The 16012-nt window shown below is 57.9% G+C and carries 15 protein-coding genes; 9 read left to right on the forward strand and 6 right to left on the reverse strand.

Annotated features, from left to right (window positions below; translation table 11 throughout):
* Positions 1-211: 211 nt before the first annotated feature.
* The 8 genes from BG52_RS00555 (at position 212) to BG52_RS00590 (ending at position 7437) form a co-directional block, all read left to right on the forward strand.
* On the forward strand, positions 212-1666 hold the full coding sequence (locus tag BG52_RS00555) for a bifunctional metallophosphatase/5'-nucleotidase (protein WP_190287425.1): 1455 nt from the start codon (positions 212-214) through the stop codon (positions 1664-1666).
* A 165-nt stretch (positions 1667-1831) separates the two neighbouring features.
* On the forward strand, positions 1832-2887 hold the full coding sequence (locus BG52_RS00560) for an HD-GYP domain-containing protein (RefSeq protein ID WP_036666558.1): 1056 nt from the start codon (positions 1832-1834) through the stop codon (positions 2885-2887).
* 161 nt (positions 2888-3048) lie between these two features.
* Positions 3049-4188 carry a radical SAM/CxCxxxxC motif protein YfkAB gene (gene yfkAB / locus BG52_RS00565; RefSeq protein ID WP_036585648.1) on the forward strand — a complete coding sequence of 380 codons (1140 nt, stop codon included), beginning with the start codon at positions 3049-3051 and terminating at the stop codon, positions 4186-4188.
* 96 nt (positions 4189-4284) lie between these two features.
* Positions 4285-5316 (forward strand): sporulation integral membrane protein YtvI, encoded by a 1032-nt coding sequence (gene ytvI / locus BG52_RS00570; RefSeq protein WP_036585650.1) that lies wholly within the window; start codon positions 4285-4287, stop codon positions 5314-5316.
* 251 nt (positions 5317-5567) lie between these two features.
* Positions 5568-5726, forward strand: coding sequence for a spore coat associated protein CotJA (locus tag BG52_RS00575; RefSeq protein WP_397309634.1), 159 nt, complete (start codon positions 5568-5570; stop codon positions 5724-5726).
* Positions 5727-5731: 5 nt separating this feature from the next.
* The gene (locus BG52_RS00580) at positions 5732-6001 is read left to right on the forward strand and encodes a spore coat protein CotJB (RefSeq protein ID WP_036585654.1); all 270 of its coding nucleotides are present in this window, start codon (positions 5732-5734) and stop codon (positions 5999-6001) included.
* A gap of 34 nt (positions 6002-6035) precedes the next feature.
* Complete coding sequence (locus BG52_RS00585) at positions 6036-6605, forward strand: manganese catalase family protein (protein WP_036585656.1); 570 nt, start codon at positions 6036-6038, stop codon at positions 6603-6605.
* 154 nt (positions 6606-6759) lie between these two features.
* Entirely contained in the window at positions 6760-7437 is a 678-nt protein-coding gene (locus tag BG52_RS00590) for an HAD hydrolase-like protein (protein WP_036585658.1), read from the forward strand.
* A 16-nt stretch (positions 7438-7453) separates the two neighbouring features.
* On the opposite strand, the gene BG52_RS00595 is transcribed toward BG52_RS00590, so the two are convergent.
* From BG52_RS00595 to BG52_RS00615, 5 genes are read right to left on the reverse strand one after another with little or no spacing between them, the layout of a single operon-like run.
* Positions 7454-8698: a YheC/YheD family endospore coat-associated protein gene (locus BG52_RS00595; protein ID WP_081793441.1), complete on the reverse strand. Its 1245-nt coding sequence runs from the start codon at positions 8696-8698 to the stop codon at positions 7454-7456.
* A gap of 1 nt (position 8699) precedes the next feature.
* Positions 8700-9851 carry a YheC/YheD family endospore coat-associated protein gene (locus tag BG52_RS00600; protein ID WP_036585660.1) on the reverse strand — a complete coding sequence of 384 codons (1152 nt, stop codon included), beginning with the start codon at positions 9849-9851 and terminating at the stop codon, positions 8700-8702.
* A complete protein-coding gene (locus BG52_RS00605; protein ID WP_036585662.1) occupies positions 9851-11221 on the reverse strand; it encodes a YheC/YheD family endospore coat-associated protein in 1371 nt (456 codons plus the stop codon). Before BG52_RS00605 ends, BG52_RS00600 begins: the two co-directional genes overlap by 1 nt.
* Positions 11218-12456, reverse strand: a complete 1239-nt coding sequence (locus BG52_RS14680; protein ID WP_051587707.1) for a YheC/YheD family endospore coat-associated protein — start codon at positions 12454-12456, stop codon at positions 11218-11220. Before BG52_RS14680 ends, BG52_RS00605 begins: the two co-directional genes overlap by 4 nt.
* A gap of 5 nt (positions 12457-12461) precedes the next feature.
* Positions 12462-13829: a YheC/YheD family endospore coat-associated protein gene (locus BG52_RS00615; RefSeq protein ID WP_036585664.1), complete on the reverse strand. Its 1368-nt coding sequence runs from the start codon at positions 13827-13829 to the stop codon at positions 12462-12464.
* 193 nt (positions 13830-14022) lie between these two features.
* Here BG52_RS00615 and BG52_RS00620 point away from each other — a divergent pair, with 193 nt between their 5' ends.
* Complete coding sequence (locus BG52_RS00620; protein WP_317628390.1) at positions 14023-14457, forward strand: YlbF/YmcA family competence regulator; 435 nt, start codon at positions 14023-14025, stop codon at positions 14455-14457.
* 124 nt (positions 14458-14581) lie between these two features.
* Here the strand turns inward: BG52_RS00620 and BG52_RS00625 are convergent, their stop codons facing one another.
* Positions 14582-15928: a sensor histidine kinase gene (locus BG52_RS00625; RefSeq protein WP_036585668.1), complete on the reverse strand. Its 1347-nt coding sequence runs from the start codon at positions 15926-15928 to the stop codon at positions 14582-14584.
* Positions 15929-16012 lie beyond the last annotated feature (84 nt).

A 16012-nucleotide genomic window follows, 5' to 3' on the forward strand; every position in this document is an offset into this window, starting at 1 on the left:
TATCGGGTTTGGATTGCGTATAGCATATCATATTTTCAGGTTTAATGGTAAACTGATAGGCATCATTAGGGAATGAATCGGTCATGTCCGCAGACAGGAATACGATTGGGACGAACGGGCATATCATGAATCACGCCGACAAATTGATCACCTGAACGATAGCAAATCCAGATCCAAGCAGATAGGATCCATGCATACGGAGGAGTAAAGCATGCCGAATTCCCCAATCTCCACGTCCGCCGCCCGCGTGCTGCTTCTCCACAGCAACGACATGCACAGCCATCTGGAGCAGGCGGCCAAAATGTCAACCTATATCGCCGAACAGCGACGGTTTTACGGCACGGATCGGCTGCTGACGCTCGACATCGGCGACCACATGGACCGCATGAGGCTCGAAACCGAAGGCAGCGACGGGCTTGTCAATATCGCCCTTCTTAACGGGGCCGGCTACGACGCCGTCACGCTCGGCAACAACGAAGGCTTGACCTATACGGAGAACGTCCTGGAGCGCGCATACGCAAAGGAAGCGCGCTTTGCCGTTCTGTGCGCGAACCTGAAGCGTTCGGCCGACGGCAAGCGGCCGGAATGGTTGCTTCCGGGCACTGTCATTCGGAAAGGCGGCTTGCGCTTCGGCCTGATCGGGGTAACGGCCGCCTTTTCCGACTTTTATTCGATGCTCGGATGGGATGCCGGCGACCCGGTCAAGGCGGCGGCCGAGCAAGTGAAGGCTTTGCGGCCGCATGCCGATGTGATGGTTTTGTTATCGCATCTGGGGCTGGCCTTCGACAAACGGATTGCCGAGGAGCTTAACGGCATCGATCTGATTCTCGGCGGCCATACCCATCACCTGCTGGAGGAGCCGCTTGTCGTGCGCGGCACCACCATCTGCGCCGCAGGCAAATTCGGCGACCAGATCGGGCGTGTGGAGATCGACATCGACCCGGTCTCCTCGCGCCCGGTTTTCCTCGCGTCGTGCGTGCCTATAGCCGCCTATGCGGAGGATGCGGAAGCCGCTGCGGTCATCGGCCGCTTCCGCGAAACGGGCGCGCGCCTGCTCAGCCGGACGGTAGCCCGGCTGGGCATGGCTCTGCCCGCCTCCGCCGAGCGCGAATCGCCCCTCGGCAACCTGCTCGCCGCAGGTCTGCGACGCTGGACCGAGGCCGAGATTGGGATCGTCAACGCGGGTCAGCTGCTCGGCGGCCTGGCGGCGGGCGACGTGACGGCGGCGCAGCTGCACGCCTTGTGCCCGTCGCCGATCAATCCGTGCCGCATGCGGCTGAGCGGCGCCCATATCCGCCGCGCGCTCGAGGAATCGCTGCTGCCAGAATTCGTAGGCATGCCGATACGCGGCTTCGGCTTTCGCGGCCACCAGCTCGGGACGCTTGCCGTCGACGGACTCGTGGTGCATTATGATCCAGACGGTCCGCCTATGGGGAAACTTATGGACGTGCGGGCGGCGGACGGACCGCTCGACGACGGCCGGCTGTATACCGTCGGCACGATCGACATGTTTACGTTCGGCATCGGCTATGAATCGCTTAAGCAAGGGCTGGAAATCCGTTATTATTTGCCGGAATTCATCCGGGATGTGCTGGCGGAGGAGTTGGGGCGGGAAGAGCGGATCGGGGATGCGGCACGGTTGCGCTGGGTACAAGCAGGCCGATAGCCGGGAGCTTTGCGCCGGAACGGTGCGGCTGCGGCCGCGCCGCAGCCGTCAGGAGTTTGTCGCATATGATCGATTTTTGTTGCACCATCCGTGAAAATCCCCTAACATATACATAAAAGGATATTACGATAGCGACAGGTGGAACCTGACAGCGGGGGAATTGAGATGCGACTATTGCCGACCAAGATGTGCAAGCCGGGAATGAAGCTGGCCAAAAAAATTTACACGGAGGACGGACTTGTTCTGCTCGGTCAAGGGGTTGAACTGACGGAACGGCTTATCGGCCGGCTTATCCAGTGCTGCGTCTGGTTTGTTTATGTGGAAGACCCGAGGACGGCGGACATCGAGATTCCCGAAATGATCCGCGATGAAACGCGGATTCGCGCGGTCGCCGAGATTCGGTCCGCTTTCCGGGAGATGGTCAATGCCCCCAAACGCAAAGGAGTCACCTATCCTAATGTAGGCAAGCAGCTGCGCGGCGTGATGAACATGATTCTGGATGAGCTCGGCAACCGGCATGAAGCGATGATCATGCTGATGAATATGGGAACCGTCGACCATTACCTCTATCAGCACTCGTTGAACGTTTGTATTTATTCGACCATTCTCGGAATGGCCGAAGGCTATTCGAATGACGAGCTGATGGTGCTGGGTCTTGGGGCGCTGACCGAGCAGGAATTCGCCGAGATCAAGCGGCATACCGAATACGGCTTTCAAATACTGAAGGATGAGCCGAACATACCGCTAATCGCCGCCCACTGCGCTTTTCAGCATCATGAGCGGCTTGACGGCAGCGGCTATCCGCGCGGTATCAAGGGCAATGAAATTCATGAGTACGCCAAGTGGATCGGCATCGCCGATTCTTATGACGCAATGACATCGACACGGTCATATCGGGACCCTATGCTGCCGCATATGGCGATCGAACAGCTGTATATCGGCACGGGCACGCTCTATGAGCAGCGAATGGTCCAGGTTTTCCGCGACAAGGTCGTCCTGTATCCGATCGGCCTGACGGTTAAGCTGAGCACGGGTGAGCTAGGCGTCGTCGTCGACATTAACGGCGCTTACGCGCACCGTCCTGTCGTCCGCATTCTGAACGATGCCGACGGCTGGCCGCTGGTGGAGCCTTACGAGGTCGATCTGTCGAAGCAGCTTACGACAATGATCATCGGAATCGCGCAGGACGAGTCCGGAATCTCCGCCCTGGCAGGCCATTAAACCGACGCTAGAAACGGACAAAGGGAGCCCAGGCTCCCTTTGTCCGTTTCTCCGCATGGTGCTTCAGTTGCCAACGTTGCCCGTTAACCTTACAATAAAGTGATGCCATGACGAACTTACACATTGCCTATGGTCAATACGAACAGAATCGGGAGTTTTCCATGAAAGATACGACCCATCATGCCCATGCGGTTGCGTCTCGCGAATTGACGCCGGCTTCGGACCCGTGGGATCCGATCAAATCGCTGCAGCGATATGGCCGCCATACCCTTACAAGCGTCGAGATGACGGTGTCCAACCTGTGCAATATGCGGTGCGAGCATTGCGCCGTCGGCGACACGCTGGTGTTCGGCGAACCGGACAAAATGCCGCTGCCGCTCATGCTGAAACGGCTGGAAGAAGTGGAGAGGCTGGAGACGATCAGCATTACGGGTGGGGAACCCTCCTTCACCGAACGCACGGTAAAGGAGTACATCGTTCCCTTGCTTCAATACGCGCGCAGCCGGGGCGTCCGCTCGCAGATCAATTCCAACCTGACGCTGGATTATGGACGCTATGAGCTGCTTGCGCCCTATTTGGACGTCATGCATATTTCTTACAATTACACGTCTGCGGAAGATTTTCACCGAATCGGCTTCGGCAAATCGAATCATCCGGTCGCCCGGGAGACGGCCGCGCGCCTGTATGAACGGATGATCGACAATACGCGAAAACTCGTCGACGGCGGCTTGTTCGTCTCGGCGGAATCGATGATCAACTTTCGTACCCATCTCGACATCGTCGAGATCCACCGCCAAATCGTCGAGCTCGGATGCAGCCGGCATGAGGTGCATCCGATGTATCCGAGCGCGTTCGCCGCAGACTTGCCGATGCTGTCCAGAAGCGAGATGGCAACTGCCGTCGGCAGGCTGCTGGATGCGCGTGATGAGTCGGTCTGGATGCTGTTCGGGACGCTGCCGTTTTTCATGTGCAGCCCGGATGCGGAGGAGCGCGCCCTCGTCCGCCGATTAGCCGGCGCGCCGAATGTGACCGTGCGCAACGATCCGGACGGGCGCAACCGGTTGAATGTCAACCTGTTCACCGGCGACGTGTTCGTCACCGATTTCGCGAACGTTCCGGCATTCGGCAATATTAAGGAGGACCGGCTCGACGGCGTGTTCAAGCGCTGGCTGGACGGCCCGCTTGCCGGCAGCGTCAATTGCCATTGCCCGGCGGCCTCATGCTGCGGACCGAACCTGCTCGTCAAGGATATGTATTTCCGGGAGCAAGATTTTCGGCTGCGCAAGGCCATGACGGATTGAGATTGATCGCCCGGCAACCCGCTTGAAAAATGAAATCGGGCGAACCGGAATAAGGTATGTAGAGAGATGACATTTTCGCGAGGAAGGAAGCCCTATATGTCAATTCGAACGATCGTGATGCTTGGGCTCGGACTGGTGCTGCTTTATTTGCTGTTCACCGTCGGCGCGCCGTTCCTGATTGCGCTCGTCGTGGCGATCTCCATGGAGCCGCTTACCGCGTTCCTGATGAAGCGGGCGAGGATCAATCGGGTGGCGGCGTCCACCATTTCGAGCACCTTTTTCACCCTGCTGCTCATCGGCCTGTTGACGCTGCTCGGCGCGCGGATCATTGCTGAATTAATCGCCTTCGGGCAAAATGTGCCCCAATATGTGCAGAGCACGAACACGTATGTTCAACATCAGATGAACAATGCAAGATCGCTGTTCGAGCATTTGCCGCCGGACGCAGCCGCCCAACTGGAGGAATGGCTGAAGGGGTTGACCAGCTCGCTCAGCACGGTCGTCACCCGTCTCTCGGCGCTGCTTATCGACTTCGCCGGACAGATTCCGAACCTGTTCATCTTCTTCATTGTTTTTCTGGTCGCAGTATATATGTTCGGCTACAGTCTCAACACGATGAAGAACTCGTTCCTGACCCTGTTCGACGAGGACTCGCGCGGTAAAGTCGATGAGGTGCTGCAAAATTTGCGGAAGTCGATTTTCGGCTTCCTGCAGGCTCAGCTGATTCTGAGCGCATTGACCTATGTCATTGCGTTGACCGGCTTTCTGATCCTTGGCGTCAAATTCCCGTTGGCTATCGCGCTGCTCGTCGTGATCGTCGACATTTTGCCCATTCTGGGCACCGGGTCGGTGCTCGTTCCCTGGGCGGCGTATTTGCTCCTGACGGGCAACATGTACATGGGTGTCGGACTTCTGGTCCTTTTCATCGTCATTACCGTATTCCGGCGCGTCGTGGAACCGAAGGTGCTTGGCGATTCGGTCGGTATCGGCGCATTGTCGGCCCTGATCAGCCTCTATGTCGGCTTCAAGCTGGTGGGGGTGATCGGCGTTTTCATCGGCCCGCTGGTCGTTATTATTTATATGGCGGCGCGCAAGGCAGGATTGTTCCAGGCGAAAATAAAGCTGTAGCTTTCAGCGCTGCGTTATGCAACAAGGCGGGTGTCCCGAACGGCGGGGCGCCCGCCTTCTTTTGATTCCTTTAGCCGGCGCCCGAAATGCGCTTGATTTTGGAGCGGATTTTATCGGATAGGCACTTTTGCCGGGCGAATGTCATAGGATGGTGAGGAGCCAGTTTATTTTCCGGAGGAGGTAGTCCCGCCTTGAACAATCAGCTACGGGAATGGCATCCGTACGTAGGCCCGTTCGATCCGTGCCCGCCGATGCGGGTCAAGACGTACATCGTGCCGCCGAATCTGTTCGCCCCGTTCCAGCCCGCTAACCTGCAGCAGTATTCATTGCCGGAAGCGCTCAGACTAGGCACGCTGTGGCCGGCTTATTACAGCCCTTATGAATCGCGGATGCTTGAAGGGAGGTCTTGAAGCCGATGGACGGCAATACGACGGTTGACCAGGAATATTACCGGATGATGGAGGAGCTGCAGCAGCTGGATTTCGCCTTGGTTGAGCTGACGCTGTACCTGGATACGCATCCGGACGACATGCAGGCGCTTCAGCAATTCAATCAGCTGTCCCAGCAGCGTCAACAGGCCGCCTACCGGTTCGAGTGCCGCTACGGCCCGCTTATGCAGTTCGGCCACAGCTACTCCCGTTATCCTTGGCAGTGGATGGATACGCCTTGGCCTTGGCAGGTTTAACGGCGCGGCACGCGCAGGAGGAGGGAACGGTCCGATGTGGATTTACGAGAAAAAGCTGCAATACCCGGTTAGGGTAAGCAAGTGCGACCCGAGGGTCGCCAAATACTTAATCGAGCAGTACGGCGGCGCCGACGGCGAGCTGTCCGCCGCGCTCCGGTATTTGAACCAGCGCTATTCCATTCCCGACAAGGTAGTCGGTCTGTTGAATGACATCGGCACCGAAGAGTTTGCCCATCTGGAAATGATTGCCACGATGATTTATAAGCTGACGAAGGACGCTACCGTCGACCAGATGGAGGCGGCGGGACTCGGCGCGCATTACACGATTCACGACAAGGCGCTTTATTATACGAATGCAGAGGGCGTGCCCTGGACGGCTGCTTTCATCCAAGCTAAGGGCGATCCGATTGCGGACCTTTACGAGGACATCGCGGCGGAGGAAAAGGCGCGGGCAACCTATCAGTGGATCATCGACCAGACGGATGACGTCGACCTTCAGGATGCCTTGAAATTTCTGCGCGAGCGGGAGGTCATCCATTCGCTGCGCTTCCGCGAGGCGGTGGAAATTCTGAAGGCCGAGCGTGAGCAGAAAAAAGTATTCTGAACGTATGCGAATGGCTTGCTTGTCGTGGAATGACTGCGGCAGAACGGTTTCTCATCGCGGCCGTTTCCGTTCTCCATACCTAAACCCGTCCTTCCCCTTGCCTGCGAGATTCGGTATGATAGAGGGCAGACAAAGGACAGGAGAGTGCTGAGAAATGGAAAACAAACGGTTGCCCTATCCCGAAGCGGTCATCTTCGATATGGACGGCACGCTGTTTCAAACGGAAACGCTGCTGGAGCACGCCCACGAGAAGCTGTTTCAGCAGCTGAGGCAGGAGGGGCTCTACGACCTTGAAACGCCTCCGCTCGAGTCTGTTCTTAGCTGTCTTGGCATGCTGCTGGAGGATATTTGGAATAACGTAATGCCCGATGCCTCTCCCGAAGCGTGCAAGCGGGCCGATGAGCTGTTGTTGATGCATGAGCTGTCCTGCATCGAAGGCGGACAGGGTGTGCTGTACCCTCACGTGGCGGAGACGCTCAGCGCCCTCAAGGAGCGCGGCATCAAGCTGTTCGTGGCGAGCAACGGGCTGCAGCCGTATGTGGAGCATATCGTTCTGCATCGGAAGCTTGGCCATCTGTTCGACGGGTTGTATACGGCAGGCGGGAGGCAAACGGCCAGCAAGGTCGATCTTGTCGCCATCTTGCTGAAGGAGCGTGGAATCGGCGGCGGCTGGATGGTCGGCGACCGCTCGTCGGACGTGGAGGCGGGCAAACGCAACGGTCTGCAAGTCGTCGGATGCCGGTATGCCGCCTTCGGAGCGGCAAGCGAGCTTGAAGGCTCGGACGCGGTCATCACCGATTTCCGGCAGCTGCGCGATTTGCTTCCCGAATAAAGACGAAGCCCCCGGCTCAATCGAGTTCGGGGGCTTTCGTTATATCGCCGGTTGAGCCGGCTGCCCGATACGTTTGGGAAACCGTGCAGGTGTCTGTTACGGATCTCGTGTGCAAGGTGCCTTGTCTGGACCGGTTACGCCGCCTGTACAGCCACATCGCATATTCCAGCGGCCGTACGATCGCCTTACGGTACGTCTCCTTCTCGCCCGAACGGGCGAACACCTCGCGAGCAGGCTTCGGATTAACCTCGAGCAGCCAGATCTGACCGCTCTTGTCAATGGCCAAATCAAGCGCGAGCTCGCACAGGGCGCCATAGGAGTCGTCGAGATAGGCGGCGACGTCTTTGCCGAACTGCTCGGCTCTGCGTTTAATGCCTGCGATTCTGGTTTCGCTGCCGATCCATTGCCGAAGCAGCGCATCCATGCCCCAGGCCTGGCCGCCGCCGTGAAGATTGGACGTGACGCTGCGCGGAGCGCCGACCCGGCCGGCGCAGCCCGTAACCTCCCACTGTCCTTCCCCGTTCTTCTGTACGAGCATACGGTAATCGTGAACACGTCCGTTATCAAGTGTCAGCTGAATGCCCTGCTGGACCAAATAGCGGTTGGCTTTCAAATTCCAGGAGGCGAGTCGTCCGGGAAGCTCCGACGATCTGACCCGCTGCGGCGCGATGATCCGTCTGGACCGGTCGCGTCCCTGGATGAACAGCATTCCGCCGTTCTCCCGCTGAATGCGGAGAATGCCCCGCCCGCCGGTGCCGCCTGCGGGCTTCAAATAGATCAGCGGATATTTGCGGATCATGCTTGCCAAGTCGCCGCCCGTATCGTACAGTCGCGTCTGCGGCAGATGGGGCCTGAACCGGCTGTCTTGGATCAGCGTCCGGTACACCGTCCATTTGTTGCGGATCGGCCGGTTCAGGAACAAGTGACCCGCGTAGCGGGCGCGGAATTTCTGCAGCAACTCGAACCGTTTGCTCTTCTGCATGCGGCACCGGTCGAATATCATCGTCGGAAACGCCGTCCACCGGCGGACCCAGCGCTTCGAGCCGGTATCGTAAAAAAGCGCATGGATGCGGTCGCTCTGGAAATGGACATCCTCCGGAGTGAAGACGAACACGTCGAGCCCAAGCCGCTTCGCAGCGACGGTCATCTGTTGATACACCGGCCTTTCTTCAAGCTGTTTATTATCATTCAAATATAAGGTCAGGATGCCGAGCACGGGCTGAACGGGTCTTTTCGCCGCTTGGGTACGGTTGTCTGTCATATCAAGCTCCGCCCCGCTTTGGTTTTGGCTTCAAGAGGTAGCGGCTGTACTGAAAAAGGCGCTCCAGCGATTTTTTGCGGATATGCGGCTCGTCGAATTTCATCGGCTTCGAATTGGCTTCGAAAAACCAGATGCCTCCGAGCTTGTCGACTCCCAGATCCATTGACATTTCCCCCAATTCGCAGCCGGAGCCCCGCTCGATCTGCCGGGCGATCATCAGCGCGGCATTTCTGACCGCTACCATCAGACGGCGGGCCTGCTCCAGTCCGAATGTGCCGGTGAGCAGCTTCTCGGGATCCTCGATCATACCGCCCCGAGGGACATGCGTCGTGATGCTCGTTGTGCCCGCGACACGCGCGCCGATGCCCGTTATATCCCACTGGCCGCGGCCGTTTTTTTGGATGAGCGCGCGCAGGTCGAACTGGCGCTCCTCGGCGGTGGCCAATTCGATGCCCTGCTGGGCAATGTAAGCCTCGCCCGAGCTTTGCCTCCGGATGCGGAACCACAGCCTCGAAAAGGATTTGCATCGGTACGTCCGGCTTCTGCGCTTGATCTGCAGCTTCAACCGGTAAGGCCGCTGCTTCTCGGGGAGCAGCCGCACCGACATAATCCCCTTGCCGGCCTTGCCGCTGACCGGCTTCAGATACAGATAGGGATGCCGCTTCAGCATCCGTTTAAGGCCGATTTGAGTCATGAGCCTGCGGGTCGTCGGTACGAAGGGCTTTGTCGATTTGGAGAGGCTCAGCCATTCGAACAGCGTCCATTTATTGAAAAAGTACGGATTAAACAGCCTGATCGTCGGATGCCTCAGGCAGGCGTCGATTTTTTTGCGCACGGCGGGCTGCAGTTCGTCCTCCCGCATCGGAACCCGGTTATAGACAATGTCAGGCAGCGGGAACAGCCCCGTATGCCAGGATTGGGTGCCGCTGTTGAAAGTGAAGCCGGCAATTTGGGTTTTGTTCAGCTTCAGCTGCTTGACGGTAACCACGTAGACGACAAAGCCGAGCTCCTGGCCGGTCAACACAAGGTCGGCGAAGTTGCTGCGGTTGCCGCGAAACAGCTGGATATCGTCCTCAATCGTCAGAATGGCGAGGATCGGTTTGGCCGCCGTGATATGGCCGGTCAAGGGCTCTTCGATTAGCGGGTGCTCCATCAAGCATCCCTCCTCCTGAAGCGGCTCAGGTACAGGCAATGCTCCAGTATAAACTCCATCGAGGCGCGGCCCTGGGCCTTGAGCGAAGGGTGCTTGAAAATCGACCGGCCCGGCTTCGCGTTCGCTTCGAACATCCAGACCTCTCCGTCCTTATCGATTCCGAGATCGAGTCCCAGCTCGCCCAGCGTATGCGGATAGTTGCGCTCAATCGCTTCCGACAGCCTGATCGCAGCTTTCTTCGCCTCCTCAAGCACTTCATCCGCCTTGTCACCGAACGCCCGGCCGAGCGCGAGCTCCGGCGTCATCAGGGAACCGCCGTTTTTGATATGGGTGGTTACGCTGCCGCGGCCGGCCTTTTTGGCGCCGATGCCGACGGCGATCCATTCGTTTTTGCCGTTCTTGTGCATATGGAAGCGAAAATCGATCGGGCATCCGTCGATTTCGACCAGTCTTACGCCCTGCTGGATGACGTACCGGCTCAGAGCGGGCCCGTGCCGGCCCTGAAGCATGCGCATCAGGCTGTTGAAGCTGGTGAAGCGGAGCAGCACGTTGCTCCCGCCGCGCCGGTACCTCGCAAAATATCCGCGCTTCGGGTTGTAAGTCAGGCGGTAGATGCCTGAGCCCAGGCTGCCGGCGGTCGGTTTGTAGTAGACGAATTGATGCTTTTCCAGCAGCTCCTTGATTTTATCGGCGGACGGATTGGCTATCGATTCAGGCAGATGCCTGTTGCCTTCCAGATCTCCGTCAAGCAGCTTGTAGACGTCCGATTTATTAAAAAAGCTCCAGTTGAAGAAAGGGATGTTTTTGCGGATGAACCGCTCCCGAAGGCTGGCGATATGGGATGAGGTTTCCGCCTTCCGGCTCGGAAGCCGGTTGTAGACCACGTCGGGAAGCGGCACCGTTCTACGCGTCCAGCCACCGTTGGCGCTCCAGAAGTAGCCGTTCACTCTCTCCGTCTGCCAATTGATGTCGCGCGGGGTGAAGGCGAAGAAATAGGCCTTGTTCTCGCCGATTTTCAGCAGCTCGCGGACATATCCGGTACGTGAACCGAAGGGCGTAGTGGCCGACTGCGTGCCGTCGGTAAGAACGCCGATCAGCGGACCGATTTGAACCTCGTCCTCGTCTGTGCTCTGAATGAAGACATGGCCGGATTTAGGGACGCGCATCGCGTTGCGAAGGCCGACGGACATATAAAAATGTTTGCCTTCCCGCCTAAGCGGCCTTATGGCTGCGGTTGCGACCTCTTTTCCGAACTTAAGTTGAATCCGTTTCTTACCCGTCAGCTTAAGCTGCTTCAGGAGGGCGCCGGACACATAGACGACCCGATCCTCTTGCTGCGAGAAACGGACATTGCAAATAGTCAGACTCATGGATGAACCTCCTGCAGGATTCGCGTGTGAACCGTTGTTTCGATTGCGCCGGCCGGATCGAGGGAAAGGCTGCCGGTCCGGGCCGAACAAGCGTTTCGGTCTAGCAGAAATCGGGCGTAGGCAAGCGGTTGGAGCACCGCCAGCCGGAGCGCTTCCGCGTCGCCTGACAAGCGGAAAAGCGTGCGCCCGGGCTTGCCGTTCGCCTCGATGAACCAAAGGCGTCCGTCCGGCTCTATCCCGAAGTCGAGGCCAAGCTCCGCCAGCCGGCCGAACGATTGCTCCAACAGCCCGGCGGCCTGTAAAGCCGCCTCTTGAAGGCGGCCCATCAGCCGCCCGGCGGCGGATTCGCCATAGGCGGCAGCCAGAAACGGTGCGGTCAGCCGGGCTGCGCCGCCTCCATGCAGGTTGGACGTTGCCGTTCCGGGAGCGCCGATCCGTACGCCTGTGCCCGATATCCGCCAATAACCGGCGCCGTCCTTTTGCACGAGAACCCGCACATCGAACGGAGCGCCATCCGGTGAGTTCAGCTTCAGGAGCGGCTGCGCCACATAACGGCTGCTGCCGGTGACCTTCGTCAACCAGGCTCCCAGAGAGCCGGCGTCCGGGAATCGCCTGGTAAACGGCCGATTGCCGGATGATCGGCCTTGTACGGCAAATGGGCCGTCTTGGCCGAAAGCGGCCCTTTCCTCGCTGCTGCGCCCGGGGCTGCTTGCGAAGCGTACGGCAACAGTTCCGCGTCCTTGCATGCCGCCGGCAGGCTTCAGAAAAAGACCTTGCGGATACGTGCCGAGCAGACGCTTCAGTTCTGCCGGGCGGAACGGCACGGTTGGCGGCAGTAAAGGCGCGAAACCCGCGTCCCTGGCAAGAGCGCGGTACACGGTCCGCTTATCGGGCAATCCTCCCCCGAGCGGCATGGAGCCGCAGCGCTCCAGACTGTCGGCGGCCGTTCTCCCGGCCAGGCGTTCGTCCCGCGTCCGGCAGAAAAGCCTGTCATAATAGAGCGGCGGCACAGGCGCCTCCGTTTGCTGCCACACCCCGCGGCGCAGTCTGTATCCCATTACCGTTCGTTGCACCTCGTCGATGTCCGCAGGCGCGAATACGATCAAGTCCAGATGCTGCTCGCTGCCGAGCTCGGCCAGCGAACGGCAATAACGGTCCTCCGGCATGCGTTCGGTCGAATCGCGCACCATGCTTAGAACGCCGACTGTGAGCGTAAGCGTTTTGATCGCTGCCATGACCGTCAAAACCCGCTTAGAAATCGGGCATATTGCATCATAATCCGCACCGATGGCCGAATGCTGTTGGCGGTAAGCGGCGTATTGTCGTTTTTGGACGGCTTGGCGTTGACCTCAAGCAGCCAGACACGGCCGCCGGCATCCATAGCCAGGTCAATGCCAAGCTCCCCGAAATGAGCGGGAATTTGCGTTTCGATGCCGGCGGCTATGTCGACGGCGGCGGCATGGAGACGGGCGGAGGCCCCCTGCTTAGCCGACGCAATCATATTCGATTTCAGGATCGCTTCCTTCACGTGGATAAGCGTGCCGCCGCGGGCCAGGTTGGATACGAAGTGCTGTCCCCCTGCGATCCTGGCGACGATGGAGGTTACCGCCCATTTGCCGGTCGCGTTTTTTTGCACAAGCGCCCTGAAATCGACGGGTCTCCCGCCGATTTCGATCAGCTGCAGCCCTTGCTGGATTTGGTAGCGGACGGAACTGATTTTGCCGGAAAGGGCGGAGAACAGCTTGGGCAGACTCTCATATTGCTGCCGGCGTGTGCCGCCTGCGGTTGCGTACAGCGCCGTGTAAGCGCCGGGCAATTGCCGGGAAATCTTGATGATTCCTTTGCCGAGACTGCCGCGGACCGGCTTCAGAAAAACCGAGCTGTAACGGGAGCACATCGCCTTGAGCTGCGTGTAGCCGCGAAGCAGGTGCGATTCCGGCAGCAGCCGATGAAGGGAGGCATCCCGTTGGAGTGCTTCGAACACTTCGGATTTATCGAGAAATTTCTCGTTGAAAACCTGTGTCCCGTAGCGCGCTTTCGCCTCCCGCATAAACTGTTGCACGCTCGGCTTGTTTTCCAGCTTGCGTGTGGTCAGGCGGTTGTTGACGATATCGGGCACCGGCATTTGCTGTTGCTTCCAGCCTTCCGCGTACACCCAGGCGTCTACCGCCCCCTCTTTTGCGCCGATCTGATCGGGTGTAAAGAAATAAACGTACGCCCCTTGCAGCTCGCTTGCGTCGACGAGCTCCTTGCAGAACTGGGTAATCGCTCCGAATGGCCGGTCGGCCATTTGCGGATGATCGCGGCTGATCATCACGCCGATCAGCGGGCCGAGAGCCAGCACGGAGGAGGCGGCCCCGTATTTCAGGCGGAGATTGGTGTTCGTCAGCAGGCCCATCCGTCTGGCCAGTCCGTAAGAGATGCGCAGCCCTTCGAAGCGCTGGACCGGAATGATTTTGACGGTGGAACGGAATGAACCGAATTTAATCGTCACCGGCTGTCCTTGCGGGATCTTCCATTTTTTCACCAATGTTTCGCCCACCAAGAGCGCGTCGTCCGATAGGATGCCGGAGCTGATGATTTGTACGGGTATTTTCTTTTTTTGCATCTGAATCTCCTTCCAACTCGGACGGGATGCGCCGTCCTCTGCCCTTCGGGAGGATCGGGGCTTTTGACACGAATTACTCCATCATATGAGGACATCTATCCCTTGGAGTCTGTCCGCATGCGGTTAGATGGGCTCTCATCCCCAGATTGATATTGCAGCCCCAAAAGCGGCTGCCCGATGCGGGAGCGAACAATTGCGGAGGATACTTGGCTGGAGGGCGCTCGGATGGTATTATCGGAGTAATGAATCCGGCGGGCGCCTGGCGCCGCCGCAAGACCGGGAGGGAACGATTGTGAATGTATACGACAAGGCGTATGAGCTCGCGAAGGCCATGCGGGAAAGCCAGGAAGCGAAGGAACTGAAGAAGGCGCGCAGCCGGGTCAATGACGATCCGGACGCAAAGCGCATGCTCGATGATTTTCGCGGCCGCCAGCAGGAGCTGCAGCAGAAGATGATGGGCGGCGAGGAGCCTCAGGCCGAGGATATGGATAAGCTGAACAAGCTTTACGAGGTGTTGTCGCTTAACCCGCTTATTCATAAGCTGTTCGAAGCGGAGCGGCGATTTACCGTCATATTCGACGATGTCAACCGCATCATGTCCGAAGCGATTCAGAATGTGATTGAATAGTCACAGCTCGCGAACAGCCGGGCGGACAAGATTGTGAACATGAAGATGGAACCGAAGCCGATCATAAACAGAGCGTTCAGATAGACGGGACGCTTCGATACGCAATGGCCCCCCTTGCCGTCCGTCAGCCGATAACGGCGGTATCGATCGGAATGCGGACATAAAAGATGACGCCTTCCTCTCCGTTATGGCCGACCTCCACCTGCCCTCCGTAATGGCGGGTTCTCTCAATGACGATCGGCAGGCCAAGCCCGGAATGCTCGCCTTTTTTCGTGCTGAAGCCGGGGGAGAACATATCGCGTTGATACGATTCCGACAAAGGCTCTCCTGGATTTGAGACGGTTATGACGATCATCTCGTCGTTGTCGTTGCGAATGCGCAGCGACACCCGCCGCTGGACGGCGGGAAGCTTCATAACCTCGTCAAAGGCGTTGTCGACCAAATTGCCGACGATCCGGACGAGGTCGATGTTTTTGACGGCGGAGAACGTCTGCGGAACCTCCGATACGTCAAAGTCGAACCGTATCTTTTTATCGGATGCAATTGCGGTTTTTGCTTTGAGGAACACGCCGAACGCGGTGTGCGGCATCGTATCGGCAAGCTTGTTGATCGATTGGATTTCTTCAACCACTTCTTCCATGTAGTGGCGAAGCTGCTCGTTTTTGTTTAGCTTCAGCATCGAATACATCACCTGAACATGGTTGATGAAGTCATGCCGCTGTCCGCGGATCGTCGTAAACACTTGCATGAGGTCGTTGACAAAGGCGGTTTGAGTCGTCTGAATCGCTTCGTCCCGCGTTTTGACGATCAGTCTCAGGGTCATGAACGACACAGCGAGAATGGTCACAATCCCGATGTAGAACAACGTCTGCACCACTTCCTCGTATCGGATCCAGAATCTGGTCGCGAAAAACAACGACAGCATCAGAATCTGAATGAAGATGAGCAGAATGAAGTAGAGGATCGGCGTGTTCTGGGCCTCTTGCAGAAAACGGGCGATTCGCTGGCCGGGATGATAACGATGCTTCTCCATCAGCCAAGTGGCGCCGGCAAAGATGAGAAGCACCGGTAAGAGAAAAATAATCTTGTAGTAGATGGGGCCCTCCCGAATGCTGAGCGGATCGATGAAAAGCTGCGCAAAATTAATGGCGCTAAGCTCGCTCGTCCACGACAACAGAAAATTGATGACGACGACCATCAGCAGCGACTTCCAGTTCCTTAGGGGGGGAAAGAACTGCCGCGCGACAACGACGAAAATCAGCATCGCGATAACCGGATGCACATAAACGGGCATGGTGAAAAAGCTGATATCGACCAGCACCGAAACGGTGACAGCAAACGACAGCATGCGAAGGTTCAGAATCGGGCTTACGGGCAGACCGAGCAAAACGAAAGCGAATCTTAATAAAATAACGGCTTGCGGTATCGAATACAGGAAAAGCGTTTCGAGTATGGGAATCAGGGCATTCATTCAAAAACTCCTCAAGAGGGCGTTCATTTCTGTCGAAGGGTGTCGTTGGGCGGTCGTTGTTATCTACTACTTTACTTTTTTTTG

Source organism: Paenibacillus darwinianus, from assembly GCF_000598065.1.
In the GTDB taxonomy this organism is placed as follows: domain Bacteria; phylum Bacillota; class Bacilli; order Paenibacillales; family Paenibacillaceae; genus Paenibacillus_I; species Paenibacillus_I darwinianus.